Genomic DNA, 16361 nt, shown 5'->3' on the forward strand with positions numbered 1-16361 from the left:
GGGGGTCGCCAGTCGCCTCCCGCCCTGCCCTGTCCGTGTTGCTTGCGCTGCCCAGGCGCTCTTCGCCAGCCTGATTTCCTGGATGGGCAGTTTTGCGCCTGGCGCCTGCCCGCCCGGCCCGCGTTGACACGATAGCCATCATCGCAAGGCAGCAAAGCCAAGGCAGCCCGGCACCTTTTCACGGCCCGCGCGCATCTCGATCATTTCTCGATCAAACCTGCAATGACCATGGATCGCCCTGCGCCATATCCCGGATGTCGCCCCGGCCATTGCGGCCGGCGTTGCATCGAAAGGTTTCGCGCAGATGGATCACACCACCCCGATCGCCGTTTTCCAGATCCTTCCGGGTCGCACGCCAGGATTGCCCGCAAGGTGCACCCTGGCCCGGTAAGGCCTGCCGGCCGGCGGCTGGCGCGCGATCCCGGTCGCCCCTGCGCGGCTCCCTCTCGGGCCAAGCGAGGATGCGCCACACCGCCGGCCGGCGCACTGTCGGGCCGGCGCCCCCTTGGCCAGGCGCCTCATACCCACCGCCTGGCCCATCATCACAACGCCGCGCCGGCCCGACTTCTTGGCCAGGCCCCAGCCATCCAGGATTTCCACCATGTCTTCAGGCGCCATGCGGGCACTTGCGGCCCTGGCTACTACCGTGCTTGCCCTCGGCCTGATATCCATCACCTGCGCCGCATCAGCGCCCACCCAGATCGATGCGCAGCACCCCGAAAGCTGTGCCATGCAAAACGGGCCGGGCTTTCTCGTCAAGGTGGATGGTCTCAAGGATCGCTCTGGCCGCCTCGTTGCCCAGCTATACCCCGCAGCGCCCGATGATTTCCTGAAGGGCGAGGATGACTTGCGGCGCGAAGGCAAGGTCTTTCGCCGCACCATCACGCTGCCCAATCCGCGCGGGCCCAGCGTGGTTTGCATCGATGCGCCCGGCCCCGGTCGCTTTGCCCTGGTGGTCATTCACGACCGCGACGGCAAGTTCAAGTTCGACATCTGGAGCGATGGCCTGGCGCTGATCGGCAACAGCAGGCTGGGTCGCCGCCGCCCTGCCGTTGCGGAAGCCACGGTCACGGCCACCGCCACGCGCCAGACGCTGGAAATGCACATGCAATACATGCGCGGATTATCAGGGTTCGGGCCGACGACCGGCTGACCCCGGCGCACAATCAAGGAAACCCACCATGAACGAACGCCCCATTTCCCCGTGGCTGGCGGCGATGGCCGCCGTGCTTGCGGCACTCTCGCTGGCCGGTTGCAGCGGCCCACGCCCGATTGCCTATTCACACCTGGGATCCACGCCCTATTTGCGCCCCACGCCTGACGACGCCAACGGACGCACACCCTATGTTTTTGCCGTTCCGGTCAACTGGCGCCAGTATCACCGCGTGATCATCGACCCTGTCGAGATTTACGACGGACCTGATGCGCAGTTCGGCAAGATTCCTTCGCAGGGACAAGCCTATCTCGCGCGGGTGATGCAGCAACGCTTCACCACCCGGCTCGCCCGCGATTTCACGATCGTGACGCAACCCGCCCCCGATACCCTGCGCATCCACCTGACGCTGACCGGCGCCAGTGCCACGCCGCCGGTGATCGGCACGCTCTCGCACTTCGATCTTGCCGGAGGGCCTTACAACGCCTTGCAAGGGCTGCGCGGCAAGCCAGGCATGGTTTTTGGCGCGGTGGTCTATGCCGTGGAAATTCGCGACGCCCGGTCGGGCCAGCTGCTGCGCGCCGAAGTGACCCGGCAATACCCCGCGGCCATGAACATCGGTGCCAGTTTCGGCCCGATGAAAGCGGCCGAGAAGGGCATCGAAAAGGGCGCGGAAGCGCTCGCCCGGCGCATCACCGGAAACGACGAGGCGATCGCCCCCACCTTCCGCGCTCCGCAGCCCTGAACCGCAGCCGTCAGCCCAGCACTTCGGCCATGTCGACCGCACGGTGTTCGCGGGCGCTGATTTCAGCAGCGGTGCCGATGGCAACGGCCATCAACCCATCGTGCGCGGTGACAAGAACCTCGCCCTCGCCGCGCACGGCGCGGGCAAAGGCCTGATGCTGGTAGAACGTCGACCCGTGGTGGGATCCAGCAGCCAACGCCGTTTCGTCCACGGCCACGTGACGGCGTTCCACCGCCTTGGGCCCCGGCCACGGCACGCGCGGCGACCACACCAGGTCCCCCGGCGGGATCAGCACGTCGAGACGACCCTTGTCGCCCGTGGCGCTCATTTCCTCCTGGTGCTCGGCCCCTTCGGCAAACATGCACAGGTCTAGGATGGCGCGCGTGCCATTGGCGAAGTCGACCGTGGTGAAGCTGTTGTCGATGATATCGGGGCGGGCGCCGTCATAGCGCTCGTCCACGTGGTTCACGTCCATCGCGCCCGAGCAATAGACACGCACCGGTTCGCTCTGCGTGATGAGGCGCATCAGGTCGAAGAAGTGGCAGCATTTTTCCACCATCGTGCCCCCGGTCTTGGCCGAAAAACGGTTCCAGTCGCGCACTTTGACAAGGAACGGAAAGCGATGCTCGCGGATCGAGAGCATGCGCAGGCCCCCCACCTGCCCGCCGTGGATCGCGTCGATGAAGGCGGCAGCGGGCGGCATGAAGCGGTATTCCATGCCGGTCCAGAACGGCGCGCTGCGGGCAGCGGCCCGCTCCACCACCCAGCGCGCATCGGCCATGGTGGTGCACAGCGGCTTTTCGCACAGAATCGCCGCTTTGCTGGCCAAAAGCGGCTCCAGCACGGCGCGGTGGGTGAAATTGGGCGAGGCGACGACGACCGCATCGAGCCCGCCTTCCGCAATCAGGCTGGCCGCATCGGCGTGAACGGCCACGCCATCGGCCTTCTCACCCAGCGCCTGGCGCGCCCAGTCGATCGAGGTTGCTTCCGGGTCGGCGATGGCCACGATTTCGGCGTCGGGCAACAGCTTGATATTGTGGATATGCTCCACCCCCATCATGCCGGTGCCGACCAGGCCGTAACGTAGTTTCTCTACCATCCGAAAGCTCCTTGTGCCATGGCGCCATCCATGACGAACCTCAGCCTAAAGACCGAACCCGTCGCGCTCGGCAAGAGCGGACTTGCTGTTTTTCCGATCGCCTGGGGCATGTGGCGGCTGGCCAGCCCCGATGGCCAGGATGATCTGGGCCTGATTGCCGAGCGTGTGGAAGCCGCGCTGGAAGCTGGCGTCACGCTGTTCGACACGGCCGACATCTATGGCTGCGATGCGCCTGTCGGGTTTGGCGGGGCAGAGGCCCTGTTCGGCAAGGCGCTGGCCGCCAACCCGCAGTGGCGCGCGCGCATGGTGATCGCCACCAAGGGCGGCATCTGGCTGGGCAAGCCTTATGATTCGACACGCGACTACCTGCGCAGCGCGATCGACGCCTCGCTGTCCCGGCTTGGCCTTCCCTATGTCGATCTCTACCAGATCCATCGCCGCGATTTCCTCACGCATCCGCGCGAAGTGGCCGAAGCGCTGGTGGAAATGGTCGAAGCGGGCAAAGTGCGCCACGTGGGCGTTTCCAACTACAGCCCGGCCGAAGTCGATGCACTCCAGGCGTTCCTGCCCTTCCCGCTGGTTTCCACCCAGCCGGAATATTCGGCGGCGCGCTTTGCCCCGCTTTATGACGGCACGCTGGACCAGGCGATGGCACGCGACATGGCCGTGCTGGCCTGGTCGCCGCTGGGCGGTGGGCGACTGACCGATGCGACGCACCCGGTGGGCAAGCTGCTGGCACAACAAGGCGCTGCCCATGGCACCGATGCCAGCGCGGCTGCCTTGAGCTGGATCATGGCGCATCCGGCGCGAATCGTGCCCATCGTCGGATCGCAGCAACCGCGCCGCATTGCGGCCCTGCGCGATGCGTTCAAGGTGAACTGGACGCGCGGGGAATGGTACGCGGTGCTGGCAGCCTCACGTGGGGAACCGATGCCGTGACACAAAATCCGTGCGAAATCAGCTGGTTTTCAGCGCTTTGCGATGACGATTACGAATACCTGGGCCAGAGCGACCCCATGCTGCAATCCAGCTGGGAGCATTGCCGCAACATCGTGATGGGTGCAGAGGAAGGCGGGTTCGACAACGTCCTGCTGCCCTCCGGCTATGCCCTGGGCATCGACACCACTGCCTTTGCCGCCGCGATCGCCACGCAAGTGCGCCGCATCAAGCTACTGATGGCGGTGCGCGTGGGCGAATTGTGGCCGGCGCAACTGGCGCGGCAGATTGCCACGATCGACCAGATCCTGGGCGGCCGGTTGACGGTGAACATCATTTCCAGCGACCTGCCGGGCGAAACGCTGGACGGTGCGGCCCGTTATGAACGCACGGACGAGGCCATCGCCATCCTGCGCACGCTGCTCTCGGGCCAGCCGCTCGATCACCAGGGACGGTTCTGGAACCTGAAGCTTGATGCACCGCGCATGCTGCAACAGGCGCCGCGCGTGCCCGCGCTCTATTTTGGCGGTCTGTCCGAGCCCGCGCGCGAAACGGCGGCCAAGGGCTGTGACGTCTATCTTATGTGGCCCGACCGGATGGACGCGGTGAAAGAGACGGTGGCCGACATCAAGGCCCGCGCCGCGCGCCATGGCCGCACCATCCGCTGCGGCTATCGCGTGCACGTGGTGGTGCGCGAGACCGAGAGCGAAGCCCGCGCAGCCGCCGACCGCCTGCTGAGCAAGCTGGACGCAGCGCAAGGCGCCGCGATCCGCGCCAAGTCGCTCGATTCGCAATCGGTGGGCGTGCAGGCGCAGGCCGCCCTGCGCGAGGCATCGGCCAGCGACGGCTATGTCGAAGACAACCTGTGGACCGGCATCGGCCGGGCACGGTCGGGCTGCGGCGCGGCCATCGTGGGCGATCCCGATCAGGTCCTGGCCAAGCTCAATGCCTATCGCGCGGCGGGAATCGAGGCTTTCGTGCTCTCGGGCTATCCCCATGCGCGCGAGGCGGACCTGTTTGCCCACCATGTGCTGCCGCATATCGACCATGCGCCGTTTTAATCTCTACTTCAAAAGTTGAACTTTCTGGCACTCCCTTGCCACAGCCCCTAACAGGCTTGGCAAAGGAGTGCCGCCCGCCAATGACTGCCCTGCTCAGCCCTCGCCGCCGCCAGTTGCTGTTCCTCCTGGCGCTGACGGCCGGCATTCTCAATCTGGTCGATCGCCAGATCATCGCGGTGTTGAAGCCCACGATCGCGGCCGACCTGCACTGGACCGACGACGATTACGGCACGCTGGCCGCGCTGTTTCAGGCCGGCGCCGCGTTTGGCTTTCTGGCGGCCGGCTGGCTGGTCGACCGGCTGGGGGTGCGGCGGGCCAATGCCTTTGGCGTGGCGGCGTGGTCGCTTGCGGCGATGGCTCACGGGTGGGCGCGCAGCTTTGCCGGGTTCATGGCCTGTCGCATCGGCCTGGGCATGACCGAGGCGATGGGCACGCCGGCCGGGATCAAGACGATGGCCGCGATCTTTCCGCCCGAGCAACGCTCTACCGGCATCGGCCTGTCCAACGCGGTAAACTCCATCGGCGCGATCCTGGCGCCGCTGGCAATCCCGCTGGTCGCCGCGCTGTGGGGCTGGCGCGCAGCCTTCGTGGTGGCGGGCGCCCTGGGCCTGGTCTGGGCGCTGGCCTGGTGGCTGGCAACGCGTGGGGTCGATTTCGACGATGCACCGCGCATCGTGGCCGGCGATCCTGATCCCGTGCCCGTGTGGCGCGAGGCGCGCACCTGGACGATTGCTGGGGCCAAGGTGTTGTCCGACGCCACATGGTTCCTGATGCTGTTCTGGATGCCCGACTATTTTCACCGCGCCTTTGGGCTGGCCGGCACCGAACTGGGTCCGCCGCTGGCGCTCGCCTATGCCGGGGCGGCATTGGGTTCGGTATTGGCGGGCACGGTTTCCAGCCGCTGGATCGGCGCGGGCAAGCCGATCGACAAAGTGCGCAAGCAGATGATGCTGGTTTCCGCGCTCGTGGTTGTGCCCGTGCCGCTCGCCTTGCTGATGCCGGGCGCCTGGGGCGCGGCAGCCGTCCTGGCCCTGGCGCTGGCCGGGCACCAGGGCTTTTCCACCAGCCTGTTTGGCCTGATCGCCGATGTGACACCGCGGGCACGCGTCGGCCGCGTGACCGGCTTTTCCGCATTTTGCGGCAATCTAGGCGGCACCGCGATCACCAAGATCGCCGGCCTCACCTTGGCTGCGGGGCTGGGATATGGCCCGCTTTTCGCCTTTGCCGCCGTCTCTTACCTGCTCGCGCTGGGCTGGATCAGCCTGACCATGCCGCGCATCGTGCCGGTGGAGAACGGCGAAGCGGGCATTGCGTTGGGGCACTAAAGAAAAAGTTTCTTCTCTACCTATTCAGTTGAATATAGCGCGGCGGCGTTCAAGGGAGAAATCAATGCCCCAGTTTTCCGTGTCGCACCGCCGCGCCCTTTTGCTGGCCGGCGCACTGGTCGTGCCTTCCGCCGCCGCCTTTGCCCAGGATGCCGCCCCGGCACCAGCACCGGCAGAAGCCAACGCCCCGGCGCCTGGCGAGATCGTGGTCACCGCACGTTTCCGCAATGAAAGCCTGCAACAGGTTCCTATCGCGATCAGCGCGGTCAGCGGGCAATCACTGAACGATCGCGGCATCCACAACCTGCAGGATCTTTCGGCCAGCGTGCCGACCGTGGATTTCCGTAGCGGCGCCTCGAACAAGGACCGCACCGTGTTCATTCGCGGCGTGGGCACGATCACCACCTCGCCGGGCGTCGAATCCTCGGTTTCCACCGTGCTTGATGGCGTGGTGCTCAACCGCCCGGGCCAGGCTACGCTGGACGTGGGCGAAGTGGAGCGGATCGAAGTGCTGCGCGGGCCCCAGGGCACGCTGTTCGGCAAGAACGCCTCGGCCGGCGTGATCAACATCGTCACCGCCGCGCCCAGCCAGCAGTTCCACGCCTATGTCGAAGGCGGCGCCACCACCGACGCGGAATACCGCGTCAAGGCGGGCGTGACCGGCGGGCTGACCGACACGGTCTCGGCGCGCATCGACGGGCTCTATGCCAACTACAAGGGCAACGTGTGGAACGCCGTCACCAAGGACAAGGTCAACGGCTATGAGCGCTATGGCCTGCGCGGCAAGATCGAGGCGCGCCCGAGCGACGCCTTGACGCTGACGCTCGCCGGGGACTGGCTGCACAGCTACGACACCACGTCAAACGGCGTCTATGCCAACACCAGCCAGATCGCCTATCCCACCAACGCGGTCACCCCTTCGCCCACGCTGGTCGGCATCCTCAATGGCTATGGCATCACCGCCGGCCCGGCCAATCGCACCGCCGCAACCAGCTTCAACACCGACGTGCGCGACGAGAATTTCGGCGCTTCGCTTACCGCGGATCTTTCGCGGGGCGATTACAAGCTGACCTCGATCACGGCCTGGCGTGGATGGAAGAACCACCAGCACCAGGACCTCGACGCCACGCAGGCCAGCCCCGCCGTGCAGGCCCAGAGCGAGGACCATGGCGACGTCAACACCAACCAGTACTCGCAGGAACTGCGCCTCACGTCGCCCAAGGGCAAGCTGATCGACTATGTCGTTGGCGCTTATGTTCTGCGCGCGGAAACCGACGAGCGCTATCAGCGTGACCTGACGCGCACCTCGGGCGTGACGACGGGCGTGGCCAACTATGGCATCCGCGCCAACAACTACGCGCTGTTCGGGGAAGCCAACCTCAACTTCACCAGCAGCTTCCGCGCGATTGCCGGCTATCGTTCCACCTGGGACAAGCTATCGTACTACCACGTTCGCACGTCGACCAACGATCCGAACAACACCGGCAACAGCGCGCTGGCCGTGTCGGGCATCCGTGCTTATCACAACAGCAACGGCTCCACCTCCACGCGGGGCGATTCCTGGCGCCTGGGCCTGCAGTGGGACGTGAGCCCCCATGCGCAGGTCTATGGCACCTGGTCGCGCGGGTACAAGGGCCCGGCCTACAACGCCTTCTTCAACATGCAGGCGACCGACGAAATCGCGCTCGCGCCCGAAACCTCGGACTCGTTCGAAGTGGGCATCAAGGGCAGCACGGCCGACCGTTCGGTCCGCTATGCGATCGCCGCCTATACCACCACGTTCAAGAACTATCAGGCGAACGTGGCGGACCTGGTCAACGGCACGTCGGTGACGCGCCTGATCAATGCCGGCAAAGTGCGCTCGCAAGGCATCGAGGCCGACGTGACGCTGGTCCCGACCAAGGGCTTCACCGTCGATCTGTCGGCCGCCTATGACGATGCCAAGGTGGTGAACTTCAACTGCCCGGCTGGCCTGCCCGCCAGCTGTGACATCAATGGCAAGCCGCTGCCCTTCGCGCCCAAGGTCAAGCTGTTCGCCAATGCGGCCTATCGCTTTGCCCTGACGCAGGCGGTGGATCTGGAACTGCAGAGCGACATCGCTTTCAAGAGCGAAACGCAGTACCAGCTCACGCAGACGCCCGGCACGATCCAGCCGGCCTATGCGATCTGGAACGGCAGCGTGGCCCTGCTGGGCAGCGACGATGGCTGGCAGGTGCGCGCCTATGTCAAGAACATCACCAAAACCCACTATGCCAGCTACCTGGTCAATGGCGGGGTGGCCGGCATCGTCCGCTACGTGCCGCGCGACGACGTGCGCTATGGCGGGGTGACGCTGCGCAAGACGTTCTGATCGCAGCCATCCTGGCGAAATGCCCGCCTCGCGCCATGTGCGCGGGGCGGGCTCTTGAATGAAAATCCCGTGCCGCGGTCAGGCGGCAGGGATGGCGACGATGCCAAGCGGCGCGCCACCGGCGGCAATCGCCAGCAGACGATCGACATTGGGATGCGCGCCGGGATTTTGCCGGGCATCGCTGGTGTGTTCGGCAAACAGCGCCAGGCCATGGGCCGCGGCCGCCTGATCCAAGCCGCCGAACACTTGCCCAAGATAGTGATAGATGGCGAGCGAGCCTTGCTTGCCGGGCAGGTTGGGGATGCTGTCCACCACCGCGCCGGCGGCGTCGATCAGGTCGACCCGGTTCACTCCGGTGATCGGCGGCAGCAGGGCGAGGTTATCCTTGAACGTGGTGGCCGGTTCGATCGGGCGGGGCATGGCGCTTGGTCCTTGTTGCATCGCGGCCCCCATAACGCGCTTTGCCGGGGCGGCAACCCACCGGGCCCGCGTCAGCGTTGCTGCCACCCTTTGGCCCGCGCCGCCTGCTCGGCTTGCGCATCGAGCGCCGGGCCCTGTGCCATGTCTTGGGCCAGGGCCATCAGGGCCGCGTCGGCGCTGCCCGCCTGGCGATAGGCGGCATCGCCCGCGTCCGCACCGCTTGGAGCGCCGCCTACCTCCCGCGTCACTTTCCATCCGCGCGTATCGTGGCAGGCAATCCCGCTGCCCTGCCCACCGGCGTAGCCACGACACAAGGCGCCGCTGGCATCGGCAAAGCTGATGACCACCCGAAACCGCGCGCCGGCCGGGGCCTGGCCTGATAGCTGGGTGTCCAGGGCGCTGGCCAGCGGGCCATCGGCATAGCCGGGTAACGCACCATCCGCACCGCCGCGCGGCAAGACCACCGCCAGGGTTAGCGAGGCAGCAAGCGCCAGGCCGGCACCCCAGCCCAGCCACCGATTGCGCCGGGCGCGCGCGGCGGCAAGGTCTGCCACGGGTGCCGGGCTTTGCGCCAAGGCCGTGAGCAAGGCATCGGGCAGCGGCGCTGCCATCACCGGGGCATAGTGTGCGGCCAGCCGGTCCTTGAGCGCGCGGTGCCGCTCCACCTGGCGGGCCAGATCGGGATCGGCCAAGATGGCGCGTTCCACGTCTGCCCGTTCGGCGCCCTGCAACTGATCGTCGGCATAGGCCGCCAGCGTTTCGGGCGAGACGCTCATTGCCCGTCGTCCAGCATCGCCAGCAAGGCGTCGCGCCCGCGCACCAATCGCGAATTGAGCGTGCCGACCGGGCAGCCGACGATCTCGGCCGCTTCCTTGTACGACCAGCCTTCGACCATCACCAGCAGCACCGCCTCGCGCTGTTCGTCGGGCAGGCGAGCCATGGCGCGGTCAATGTCGGAAAGCACGGCGCGCGCTTCCTGGCCGCCGTCCGCGCCCACGGCCAGGCCGGCATCCTCGTCTACGAAGGTCTGCCCTCGGCGCGTTTCGGCGCGGGCCTCGTCAATCCACAGATTGCGCATGATCCGATACATCCAACTGTCCATGCGGCTGCCCGGCTGCCATTGCTGGCGGCTGCGCAGCGCGCGTTCCACGGTCATCTGGCAAAGATCATCGGCCCGCGCCGCGTCGCGCGCCAGGCCTGTGGCAAACCGGCGCAGCCGGGGCAACAGGGCCAGCATGTCGGTTTCAAAGCGGTCGGCCAGCGTTCTTGCCTTTTTCCATGGATAGAACGAACGATGTCGCTCGTTTCATCCATAGGCACTTCCGCCCAGTTGGGAAACTCTCTTGCGCCCGATCGCCCCTGCCCTGTTCTGCGCACTCGCCCTGTCGGCGCCGCTGGCAACCTCTGCGCCGGCCCAGGTGGCACTGCCTGGCATCGGCAACACGCTCGATCCGCTAACCGATAGCGCGCGCCGGGGGCTGGAGCGCGTGCCCGGCGCGCTGGACGGTACGCTCGACGATGTCGGCGCGTCCGTTGCCCAGACTGTTACCACGCTGGCCCAGGCCAGGCTCGATCGGGTTGCCCGCCTGCTGCGGCAAAACCCCACGACCGTAGAACGCGATCTGGACGGCAACCCGGCGCGCAAGGGTGAGTTGCTGGTCATGGCGCCCGATCCCGCGATGCTGGAAACGGCGCGTGGCCTGGGCTTTGGGATGCTGGGGCAGGAACGTCTGGGCGCGCTGGACCTGGACGTGACGCGGCTGGCCGTGCCCACCGGAATGCCGTTGGCGCGCGCACAGGCGATGTTGAGCAAGGCACTGCCCGGCGCCAGCATCGCCAGCGATGTGCTTCATTTTCCTGCCGCATCGTCTGCGCCCGCGCGCGCCGGGAGCGGGGCGCCGGCATTGCCGCCCTTGCAGACCACGGTGGGCATGATCGATGGCGCCCCCGCCCAACCGGTGGACGCACTGCAGGGCTTTGCCCCCGGCGCACCGGCGCCATCCGATCACGGCAGCGCGGTCGCCGGGCTGCTGGCCCGCGCGGGCGTGCGCCATGTGGCGGCCGCCGACGTCTATGGCCGTGGCCCGGCGGGCGGCAATGCGCTGGCCATTGCCCGGGCCATCGATTGGCTGATCGGTCGGCAGGTGCGCGTAGTGACGATCAGCCTGGTGGGACCGGCCAATCCCGTGCTCGGCCGGGCCGTTGCCGCCGCGCTGCGCCAAGGGGCGGTGATCGTGGCGGCAGTGGGCAACGACGGACCCGCCGCGCCACCCGCCTATCCGGCAAGCTATCCCGGCGTTTTGGCCGTGACCGCCGTTGACGCGCGCAATCGCCCGCTGATCGAGGCAGGCCGCGCGCTGCACCTGGACTACGCCGCCCCCGGTGCCGGCATGCGCGCGCCCGACGCGCGTGGCCGATGGGTGCCGGTGCGCGGCACGTCGTTTGCAGCGCCACTGGTGGCCGCACGCGTGGCTGCGGCGCGCGATGCCCGTGCGGCTTTGCCCCAGGCGCTGGATCGCGAAGCGATCGACCTGGGCCCGCGTGGCCCGGACGCCCAATATGGCCGGGGCCTGTTGTGCACGATTTGTAGGTAATGCGAAAAATTTTGCAGGCGATGGATTAAATCCAATCGGGGGTCCGTTTTCAGGACAAAGGGATCGCACGGAGCACCAGCGATCTCGCAGTCAGGAAAGGATCTCACCATGCGCAAGATTTTTGCCACTTCGCTTATCGCTTGCACGCTCGTGGCCATGCCGGCCCATGCCCAGTTGCTGGGTGGCGGGGGCGGCCTTGGCGGTGGCCTGGGCGGAACCGTCGGCGGCGTGATGGGCGGCACCATTGGCGGCGGCATGCTGGGCAATACGCTGGACGGCGCGTCCACGCTCGACAGCGTCCGCTCCACCACCACCGGCAGCGGCAATGCCACGGGCAGCACCAATGGCCATGCCAAGGTGAACCGCCACAATGGCCAGGTTCATGCCGATCGCACCGCCAGCGGCAGCGCCAACGGTTCGGCAAGCCAAAACCTGACCGCCCCCGCCGGCTCGGTTGCCGGGTCACTGACCGGCAGTGCCAGTGGCACGCTGGGCGGCAGCGCCGACGCGCAGGCGATCGGCACCGACCAGGTGAGCAGCGCGGCCCGCACCGCAACCACGCGCGCCCAAAGTGCCGCGAGCACGACCGCCAGCCGCGCCACCGACACCGCCACTGCTGCGCGTGACACGGCGACCCAGCGTGTGGCGCAGGCCCGCACCACCGCCGGCAATGCCGCTGCCACCGGTGCCAGCAAGGCAAAGGGCGCGGCCAGCACCGCTTCGAGCACGGCGCGCAACACCGCGAACCAGGCGACCTCGGCCGCCTCGCAAGTGGGCGGCTCGGCCAGTGGTAGCGCCAGCGGGTCGCTCACCGGCTCTGCTTCGGCCAACCGCTAAGCGAACCGGCCTTAACCACCGGGCTAACAATCCCGGCGTGCTCCTGCACGCCGGGATTTCGCGCGTCTGCTTTCATCGCGGAGAGCGCAGGCTTTCCACCAGGTAATCGACAAACACCCGCACCCGCGCCGGCGTGGCCCCGCCGCCCACGAAAATCGCGTGGATCTGCTCCTCGTCGCCGGGATTGAAGTCTTCCAGGATCGGCACCAGCCGCCCTTCGGCCAGAGCCTGCGCCACGCTGAACGTGCCGACGCGGGCAATGCCGATGCCGGCCTGCGCCAGATCGCCCAGCGTCTCGCCATTGTTGGCCACGATCGTGCCGTGCACTTCAAGCGCGAAATCGTGCGCCATGCCATCCGCCATGATCCGGCGGAATGGCCAGGTCGGTTCTGCCCGGCGGAAGTTGAAATTGAGGCAGTTGTGGGCCAGCAGGTCTTCGGGCACCTGCGGCGTGCCTTGCCGCGCGAGGTAATCGGGGGAAGCGACGATCACGCGGCCATTCGCCCCCAGCTTGCGCGCGGTCAGCGTGCTGTCGGCCAGCGGGCCAAAGCGAATGGCCACGTCGGCCTCTCCGGCGGCGACGTCAACCAGCGTATCTGTCAGCGCAATGTCCACCAGCACATCGGGATAGCGGCGCACGAAGCCGCCCAGCACCGGCACGACGCACAGGCGCCCGTGCGACAGCGCCGCACTCACCCGCAAGCGACCGCGCGGCGTGCCGCGATCGGCGATCTGCTGCTCGGCCTCGTCCAGATCCGCGAGAATGCGACGCGCCGCGCGCAGATAGGCCAGGCCTTCGGCGGTCATCGTCAGGGCGCGGGTGGAGCGCAGCACCAGCCGCACGCCCAGCCGCGCCTCGATCCGGTCCACCGCCCGGCTGACCGCCGATGGGCTGAGCCCAAGCGCCCTGCCCGCACCCGAAAAGCTGCCATGATCGTGCACGGCGGCAAACAGCGCCATCTCGCGCGCCCGGTCCATTCCAGCACCGGCCTCGATCTTTGCGTTCAATGCACAAATCCTTCGCGTGGGCACGCTCTAAACAGAGCCGCTACTCTGGTCCATCTGTGCATCTGTTGGCAAGGCGCCCGCGCGCCGCAAAAAAGATCAGGATCACCGCGATGAAATGGAATGCCGGGCTGATGGCCCTGGCCCTGGGTGCGTTTGGCATCGGGGTCACCGAATTTGCCCCCATGGGCCTGCTACCCGCCATTGCCACGGGGCTTGGCGTATCGATCCCTGCCGCTGGCCTGCTGATCAGCGCCTATGCCATGGGCGTGGTGGTGGGTGCGCCTATCATGACGCTCTCTACCGGCCGCGTGTCGCGCCGCACGCTGCTGGTTGGCCTGGCGGGCATCTTCACCCTGGGCAACCTGCTGGCCGCGCTGTCCACCAGCTATACCATGATGCTGGTGGCGCGGCTGGTCACCTCTTTCAACCACGGGGCATTCTTTGGCGTGGGATCGGTGGTCGCGGCCAGCCTCGTGCCGCCGCAGCGCCAGGCCGGTGCCGTCGCCACGATGTTCATGGGATTGACCATCGCCAACGTCGTGGGCGTCCCGCTCGCCACCTGGGCGGGTGAAAACGTGGGCTGGCACACGCCGTTCTGGGCGATCGCCGCACTCGGCCTGGCGATGATGGCCGCGCTGCGCTTCACCCTGCCGCCCCTGCCGGCCGAGACCGACGGCAACGCCATGGCCGAACTGCGCGTGCTGATGCGTGGCAAAGTGCTGGGCGCGCTGGCGCTGACGGTCGTGGGATCGAGCGCGATGTTCACCGTGTTCACCTATATCAGCCCGATCCTGCGCAACGCCACCCACGCCTCGCTGGGCTTCATCACTGCCATGCTCGTCACCTATGGCGTGGGTCTTACCGTGGGGAACTGGCTGGGCGGCAAGTTTGCCGATCGCTCGGTCGATCGCACGCTGATCGTCACGCTGGCGGCGTTGACCGCCGTGTTGATCGCCTTTGCCCTGCTGATGCCCTTTGCCTGGCCCACGGCGGTGATCGTGTTCCTGTGGGGCGTGGCCAGCTTTGCCCTGGTGCCGCCTTTGCAAGTGCGAGTGATGAGCGCAGCGGCCGATGCGCCGCACCTGGCCTCGTCGGTCAACATCGGCGCCTTCAACCTGGGCAATGCCCTGGGCGCGGCGCTGGGTGGCGGGGTCATCGCGCTGGATCTGGGCTATCCGGTGATCGCGCTGGCCGGCGCGGCGACCTCGGCGCTTGGGCTGGTGGCGATCCTCTTCACCAGCCGCAAGCGCTGACGCCCGATCAGGGCAGCATGCCCAAGGCAAGGCCACCCGCCGCGCAGGCCAGCAGGACCGTCATCACGCTCCAACGCCGGCGGAACAGCAGGTAGGCCGCCAGGGTCCCCAGGGCGGCGGCGCGCCAATCCAGGCTGGCAAGATCGGGCAACGCGACCGACACCGTGCCCAGCCGCGCCGCCGTGCCTCTGGAAAACAGCACGTGCAGCCCGAACCACAGCGCCAGATTGGCGATCACGCCCACGATCGCGGCCGTGATCGCCGCCAGCGCGCCCTTCAACCGGCGGGCATGCTCCAGCCGTTCAAGCCATGGCGCCACGGCGAAGATCCACAGGAAGCACGGCACGAACGTGACCCAGGTGGTAAGCAGCGCGCCCAGGATACCAGCCATGACCGGGCCGAACGGGGCCGGCGCCCGGAACGCGGCGAGGTATCCCACGAACTGCGTGACCATGATCAGCGGACCCGGCGTGGTTTCCGCCAGCCCCAGGCCATCGGCCATTTCCCCGGCGGAAAGCCAGCCATGGCCGGTGACCGCCTGCTGCGCCATATAGGCCAGCACCGCATAGGCACCCCCGAACGTGACCACCGCGAGCCGGGAAAAGAAGGCGCCGATCTGCCACAACACATGCCCCCGGCCCAGCGTTGCCAGGATCAGCAGCATCGGTGCGGCCCATGCCGCGGCGCCCACCGCAGCCGCCGTCACGCTGGCCCGCCACGGCATCGGCGTGTGCGCCATCGGTGGCGATGCCGGCTTGATCGCCAAGAGCGCCGGTCGCCATGCCGCAACGATCGCGCCTAGAAGCGCCGCCATAGCCACCACCACCGGGAAAGGCGCATTGCCGAGGGCCAGAGCCAGGAACGCGGTGAACGCGATACCCCGCTTCAACCCGGTATCGAGCGCACGCGCCGCCACGCGCCACAGCGCCTGGACCACGATCGCCAGAACCGCAGACTTGATCCCCAGGAACAGCGCGGCAAACCACGGCACGCGCGCGGCAAAGCCATAGACCATCGACAAAGCAAGAATAACCAGCGCGCCGGGGATCACGAACAGCAACCCGGCCGCCAGCCCGCCGCGGACGCCGTGCAGCTTCCACCCGATCCAGATCGCCAGTTGCTGTGCCTCAGGACCAGGCAGCAAATGGCACACGTTCAGCGCATGGAGGAATTGGGCCTCGTCGATCCAGCCCCGCTCGTCCACCAGTTCGCGGTGCATCAGGGCGATCTGCCCGGCTGGCCCGCCAAAGCTGAGGCAGCCGATGCGCGCGGCCACCCGCACGAGTTCGCCGAACGTGGGTGTACCCGGCAAAGCGGCCTCCTCGCGCGCAGCCACCCCGTCATGCCGTATCGTCATCGCTTTCCCCAAACGCCATCGCGCCCGCCAGCGGCAGGCAAATAATGGGCAACGCTTGGGCTAGCGCCTGTCCGGGAGGCCCGCCCCAGTCCCGGTATGCCGATTTAACCGCGTAATCGGCGGCATGACAAGCCGGGATGCAACCGCTTCAGCGACACTGTGACGCGCGCGCCTATCACGGCAATGCCCTTGCCCGCCAAGTACTTCGCCGCAGACTTGCTGC

At 67.4% G+C, this 16361-nt stretch carries 15 protein-coding genes; 9 read left to right on the forward strand and 6 right to left on the reverse strand.

Annotated features, from left to right (window positions below):
- The first annotated feature begins 601 nt into the window (after positions 1–601).
- Together FHW94_RS07810 and FHW94_RS07815 are read left to right on the forward strand one after the other, a co-directional pair.
- Positions 602–1153 carry a DUF2141 domain-containing protein gene (locus tag FHW94_RS07810; protein ID WP_168555082.1) on the forward strand — a complete coding sequence of 184 codons (552 nt, stop codon included), beginning with the start codon at positions 602–604 and terminating at the stop codon, positions 1151–1153.
- Between the two features lie 28 nt (positions 1154–1181).
- On the forward strand, positions 1182–1898 hold the full coding sequence (locus FHW94_RS07815) for a DUF3313 domain-containing protein (RefSeq protein WP_210425475.1): 717 nt from the start codon (positions 1182–1184) through the stop codon (positions 1896–1898).
- A gap of 10 nt (positions 1899–1908) precedes the next feature.
- Here the strand turns inward: FHW94_RS07815 and FHW94_RS07820 are convergent, their stop codons facing one another.
- Positions 1909–2997: a Gfo/Idh/MocA family oxidoreductase gene (locus tag FHW94_RS07820; protein WP_168555083.1), complete on the reverse strand. Its 1089-nt coding sequence runs from the start codon at positions 2995–2997 to the stop codon at positions 1909–1911.
- 30 nt (positions 2998–3027) lie between these two features.
- Here FHW94_RS07820 and FHW94_RS07825 point away from each other — a divergent pair, with 30 nt between their 5' ends.
- The 4 genes from FHW94_RS07825 to FHW94_RS07840 all read left to right on the forward strand — a co-directional run bounded on the left by FHW94_RS07825 (position 3028) and on the right by FHW94_RS07840 (position 8669).
- Positions 3028–3936, forward strand: coding sequence for an aldo/keto reductase (locus FHW94_RS07825; protein ID WP_168555084.1), 909 nt, complete (start codon positions 3028–3030; stop codon positions 3934–3936).
- Complete coding sequence (locus FHW94_RS07830; protein WP_349237460.1) at positions 3933–4994, forward strand: LLM class flavin-dependent oxidoreductase; 1062 nt, start codon at positions 3933–3935, stop codon at positions 4992–4994. Before FHW94_RS07825 ends, FHW94_RS07830 begins: the two co-directional genes overlap by 4 nt.
- Before the next feature lie 80 nt (positions 4995–5074).
- Positions 5075–6319 (forward strand): MFS transporter, encoded by a 1245-nt coding sequence (locus FHW94_RS07835; RefSeq protein ID WP_168555086.1) that lies wholly within the window; start codon positions 5075–5077, stop codon positions 6317–6319.
- Between the two features lie 64 nt (positions 6320–6383).
- Positions 6384–8669, forward strand: a complete 2286-nt coding sequence (locus tag FHW94_RS07840) for a TonB-dependent receptor (RefSeq protein ID WP_168555087.1) — start codon at positions 6384–6386, stop codon at positions 8667–8669.
- Positions 8670–8747: 78 nt separating this feature from the next.
- Here the strand turns inward: FHW94_RS07840 and FHW94_RS07845 are convergent, their stop codons facing one another.
- From FHW94_RS07845 to FHW94_RS07855, 3 genes are all read right to left on the reverse strand, one after another.
- Positions 8748–9089: a DUF2322 family protein gene (locus tag FHW94_RS07845; protein WP_168555088.1), complete on the reverse strand. Its 342-nt coding sequence runs from the start codon at positions 9087–9089 to the stop codon at positions 8748–8750.
- Between the two features lie 71 nt (positions 9090–9160).
- Positions 9161–9865 carry an anti-sigma factor gene (locus FHW94_RS07850; protein ID WP_168555089.1) on the reverse strand — a complete coding sequence of 235 codons (705 nt, stop codon included), beginning with the start codon at positions 9863–9865 and terminating at the stop codon, positions 9161–9163.
- Complete coding sequence (locus FHW94_RS07855; protein ID WP_168555090.1) at positions 9862–10326, reverse strand: RNA polymerase sigma factor; 465 nt, start codon at positions 10324–10326, stop codon at positions 9862–9864. Before FHW94_RS07855 ends, FHW94_RS07850 begins: the two co-directional genes overlap by 4 nt.
- Positions 10327–10432: 106 nt before the next feature.
- Between FHW94_RS07855 and FHW94_RS07860 the strand changes: the two genes are divergently transcribed.
- Positions 10433–11683, forward strand: coding sequence for a S8 family serine peptidase (locus FHW94_RS07860; protein ID WP_246865924.1), 1251 nt, complete (start codon positions 10433–10435; stop codon positions 11681–11683).
- 108 nt (positions 11684–11791) lie between these two features.
- Entirely contained in the window at positions 11792–12520 is a 729-nt protein-coding gene (locus tag FHW94_RS07865; RefSeq protein ID WP_168553770.1) for a hypothetical protein, read from the forward strand.
- 72 nt (positions 12521–12592) lie between these two features.
- Here the strand turns inward: FHW94_RS07865 and FHW94_RS07870 are convergent, their stop codons facing one another.
- Positions 12593–13498, reverse strand: a complete 906-nt coding sequence (locus tag FHW94_RS07870) for a LysR family transcriptional regulator (protein ID WP_168555558.1) — start codon at positions 13496–13498, stop codon at positions 12593–12595.
- Between the two features lie 140 nt (positions 13499–13638).
- Here FHW94_RS07870 and FHW94_RS07875 point away from each other — a divergent pair, with 140 nt between their 5' ends.
- Entirely contained in the window at positions 13639–14781 is a 1143-nt protein-coding gene (locus FHW94_RS07875; RefSeq protein ID WP_168555091.1) for an MFS transporter, read from the forward strand.
- A 7-nt stretch (positions 14782–14788) separates the two neighbouring features.
- On the opposite strand, the gene chrA is transcribed toward FHW94_RS07875, so the two are convergent.
- The gene (chrA, locus tag FHW94_RS07880) at positions 14789–16138 is read right to left on the reverse strand and encodes a chromate efflux transporter (RefSeq protein ID WP_168555092.1); all 1350 of its coding nucleotides are present in this window, start codon (positions 16136–16138) and stop codon (positions 14789–14791) included.
- Positions 16139–16361: the final 223 nt, after the last annotated feature.

The sequence above is a fragment of the Novosphingobium sp. SG720 genome (genome assembly GCF_012275365.1).
Lineage (GTDB): Bacteria > Pseudomonadota > Alphaproteobacteria > Sphingomonadales > Sphingomonadaceae > Novosphingobium > Novosphingobium rhizosphaerae.

Coding starts and splice junctions, on each gene's coding strand:
- FHW94_RS07850 (WP_168555089.1), bottom strand. CDS start 9,865: ATGAGCGTCTCGCCCGAAACGCTGGCGGCCTATGCCGACGATCAGTTG.
- FHW94_RS07815 (WP_210425475.1), top strand. CDS start 1,182: ATGAACGAACGCCCCATTTCCCCGTGGCTGGCGGCGATGGCCGCCGTG.
- FHW94_RS07855 (WP_168555090.1), bottom strand. CDS start 10,326: ATGCTGGCCCTGTTGCCCCGGCTGCGCCGGTTTGCCACAGGCCTGGCG.
- FHW94_RS07820 (WP_168555083.1), bottom strand. CDS start 2,997: ATGGTAGAGAAACTACGTTACGGCCTGGTCGGCACCGGCATGATGGGG.
- FHW94_RS07845 (WP_168555088.1), bottom strand. CDS start 9,089: ATGCCCCGCCCGATCGAACCGGCCACCACGTTCAAGGATAACCTCGCC.
- FHW94_RS07875 (WP_168555091.1), top strand. CDS start 13,639: ATGAAATGGAATGCCGGGCTGATGGCCCTGGCCCTGGGTGCGTTTGGC.
- FHW94_RS07810 (WP_168555082.1), top strand. CDS start 602: ATGTCTTCAGGCGCCATGCGGGCACTTGCGGCCCTGGCTACTACCGTG.
- FHW94_RS07825 (WP_168555084.1), top strand. CDS start 3,028: ATGACGAACCTCAGCCTAAAGACCGAACCCGTCGCGCTCGGCAAGAGC.
- FHW94_RS07840 (WP_168555087.1), top strand. CDS start 6,384: ATGCCCCAGTTTTCCGTGTCGCACCGCCGCGCCCTTTTGCTGGCCGGC.
- FHW94_RS07865 (WP_168553770.1), top strand. CDS start 11,792: ATGCGCAAGATTTTTGCCACTTCGCTTATCGCTTGCACGCTCGTGGCC.
- FHW94_RS07835 (WP_168555086.1), top strand. CDS start 5,075: ATGACTGCCCTGCTCAGCCCTCGCCGCCGCCAGTTGCTGTTCCTCCTG.
- chrA (WP_168555092.1), bottom strand. CDS start 16,138: ATGACGATACGGCATGACGGGGTGGCTGCGCGCGAGGAGGCCGCTTTG.
- FHW94_RS07870 (WP_168555558.1), bottom strand. CDS start 13,498: ATGGACCGGGCGCGCGAGATGGCGCTGTTTGCCGCCGTGCACGATCAT.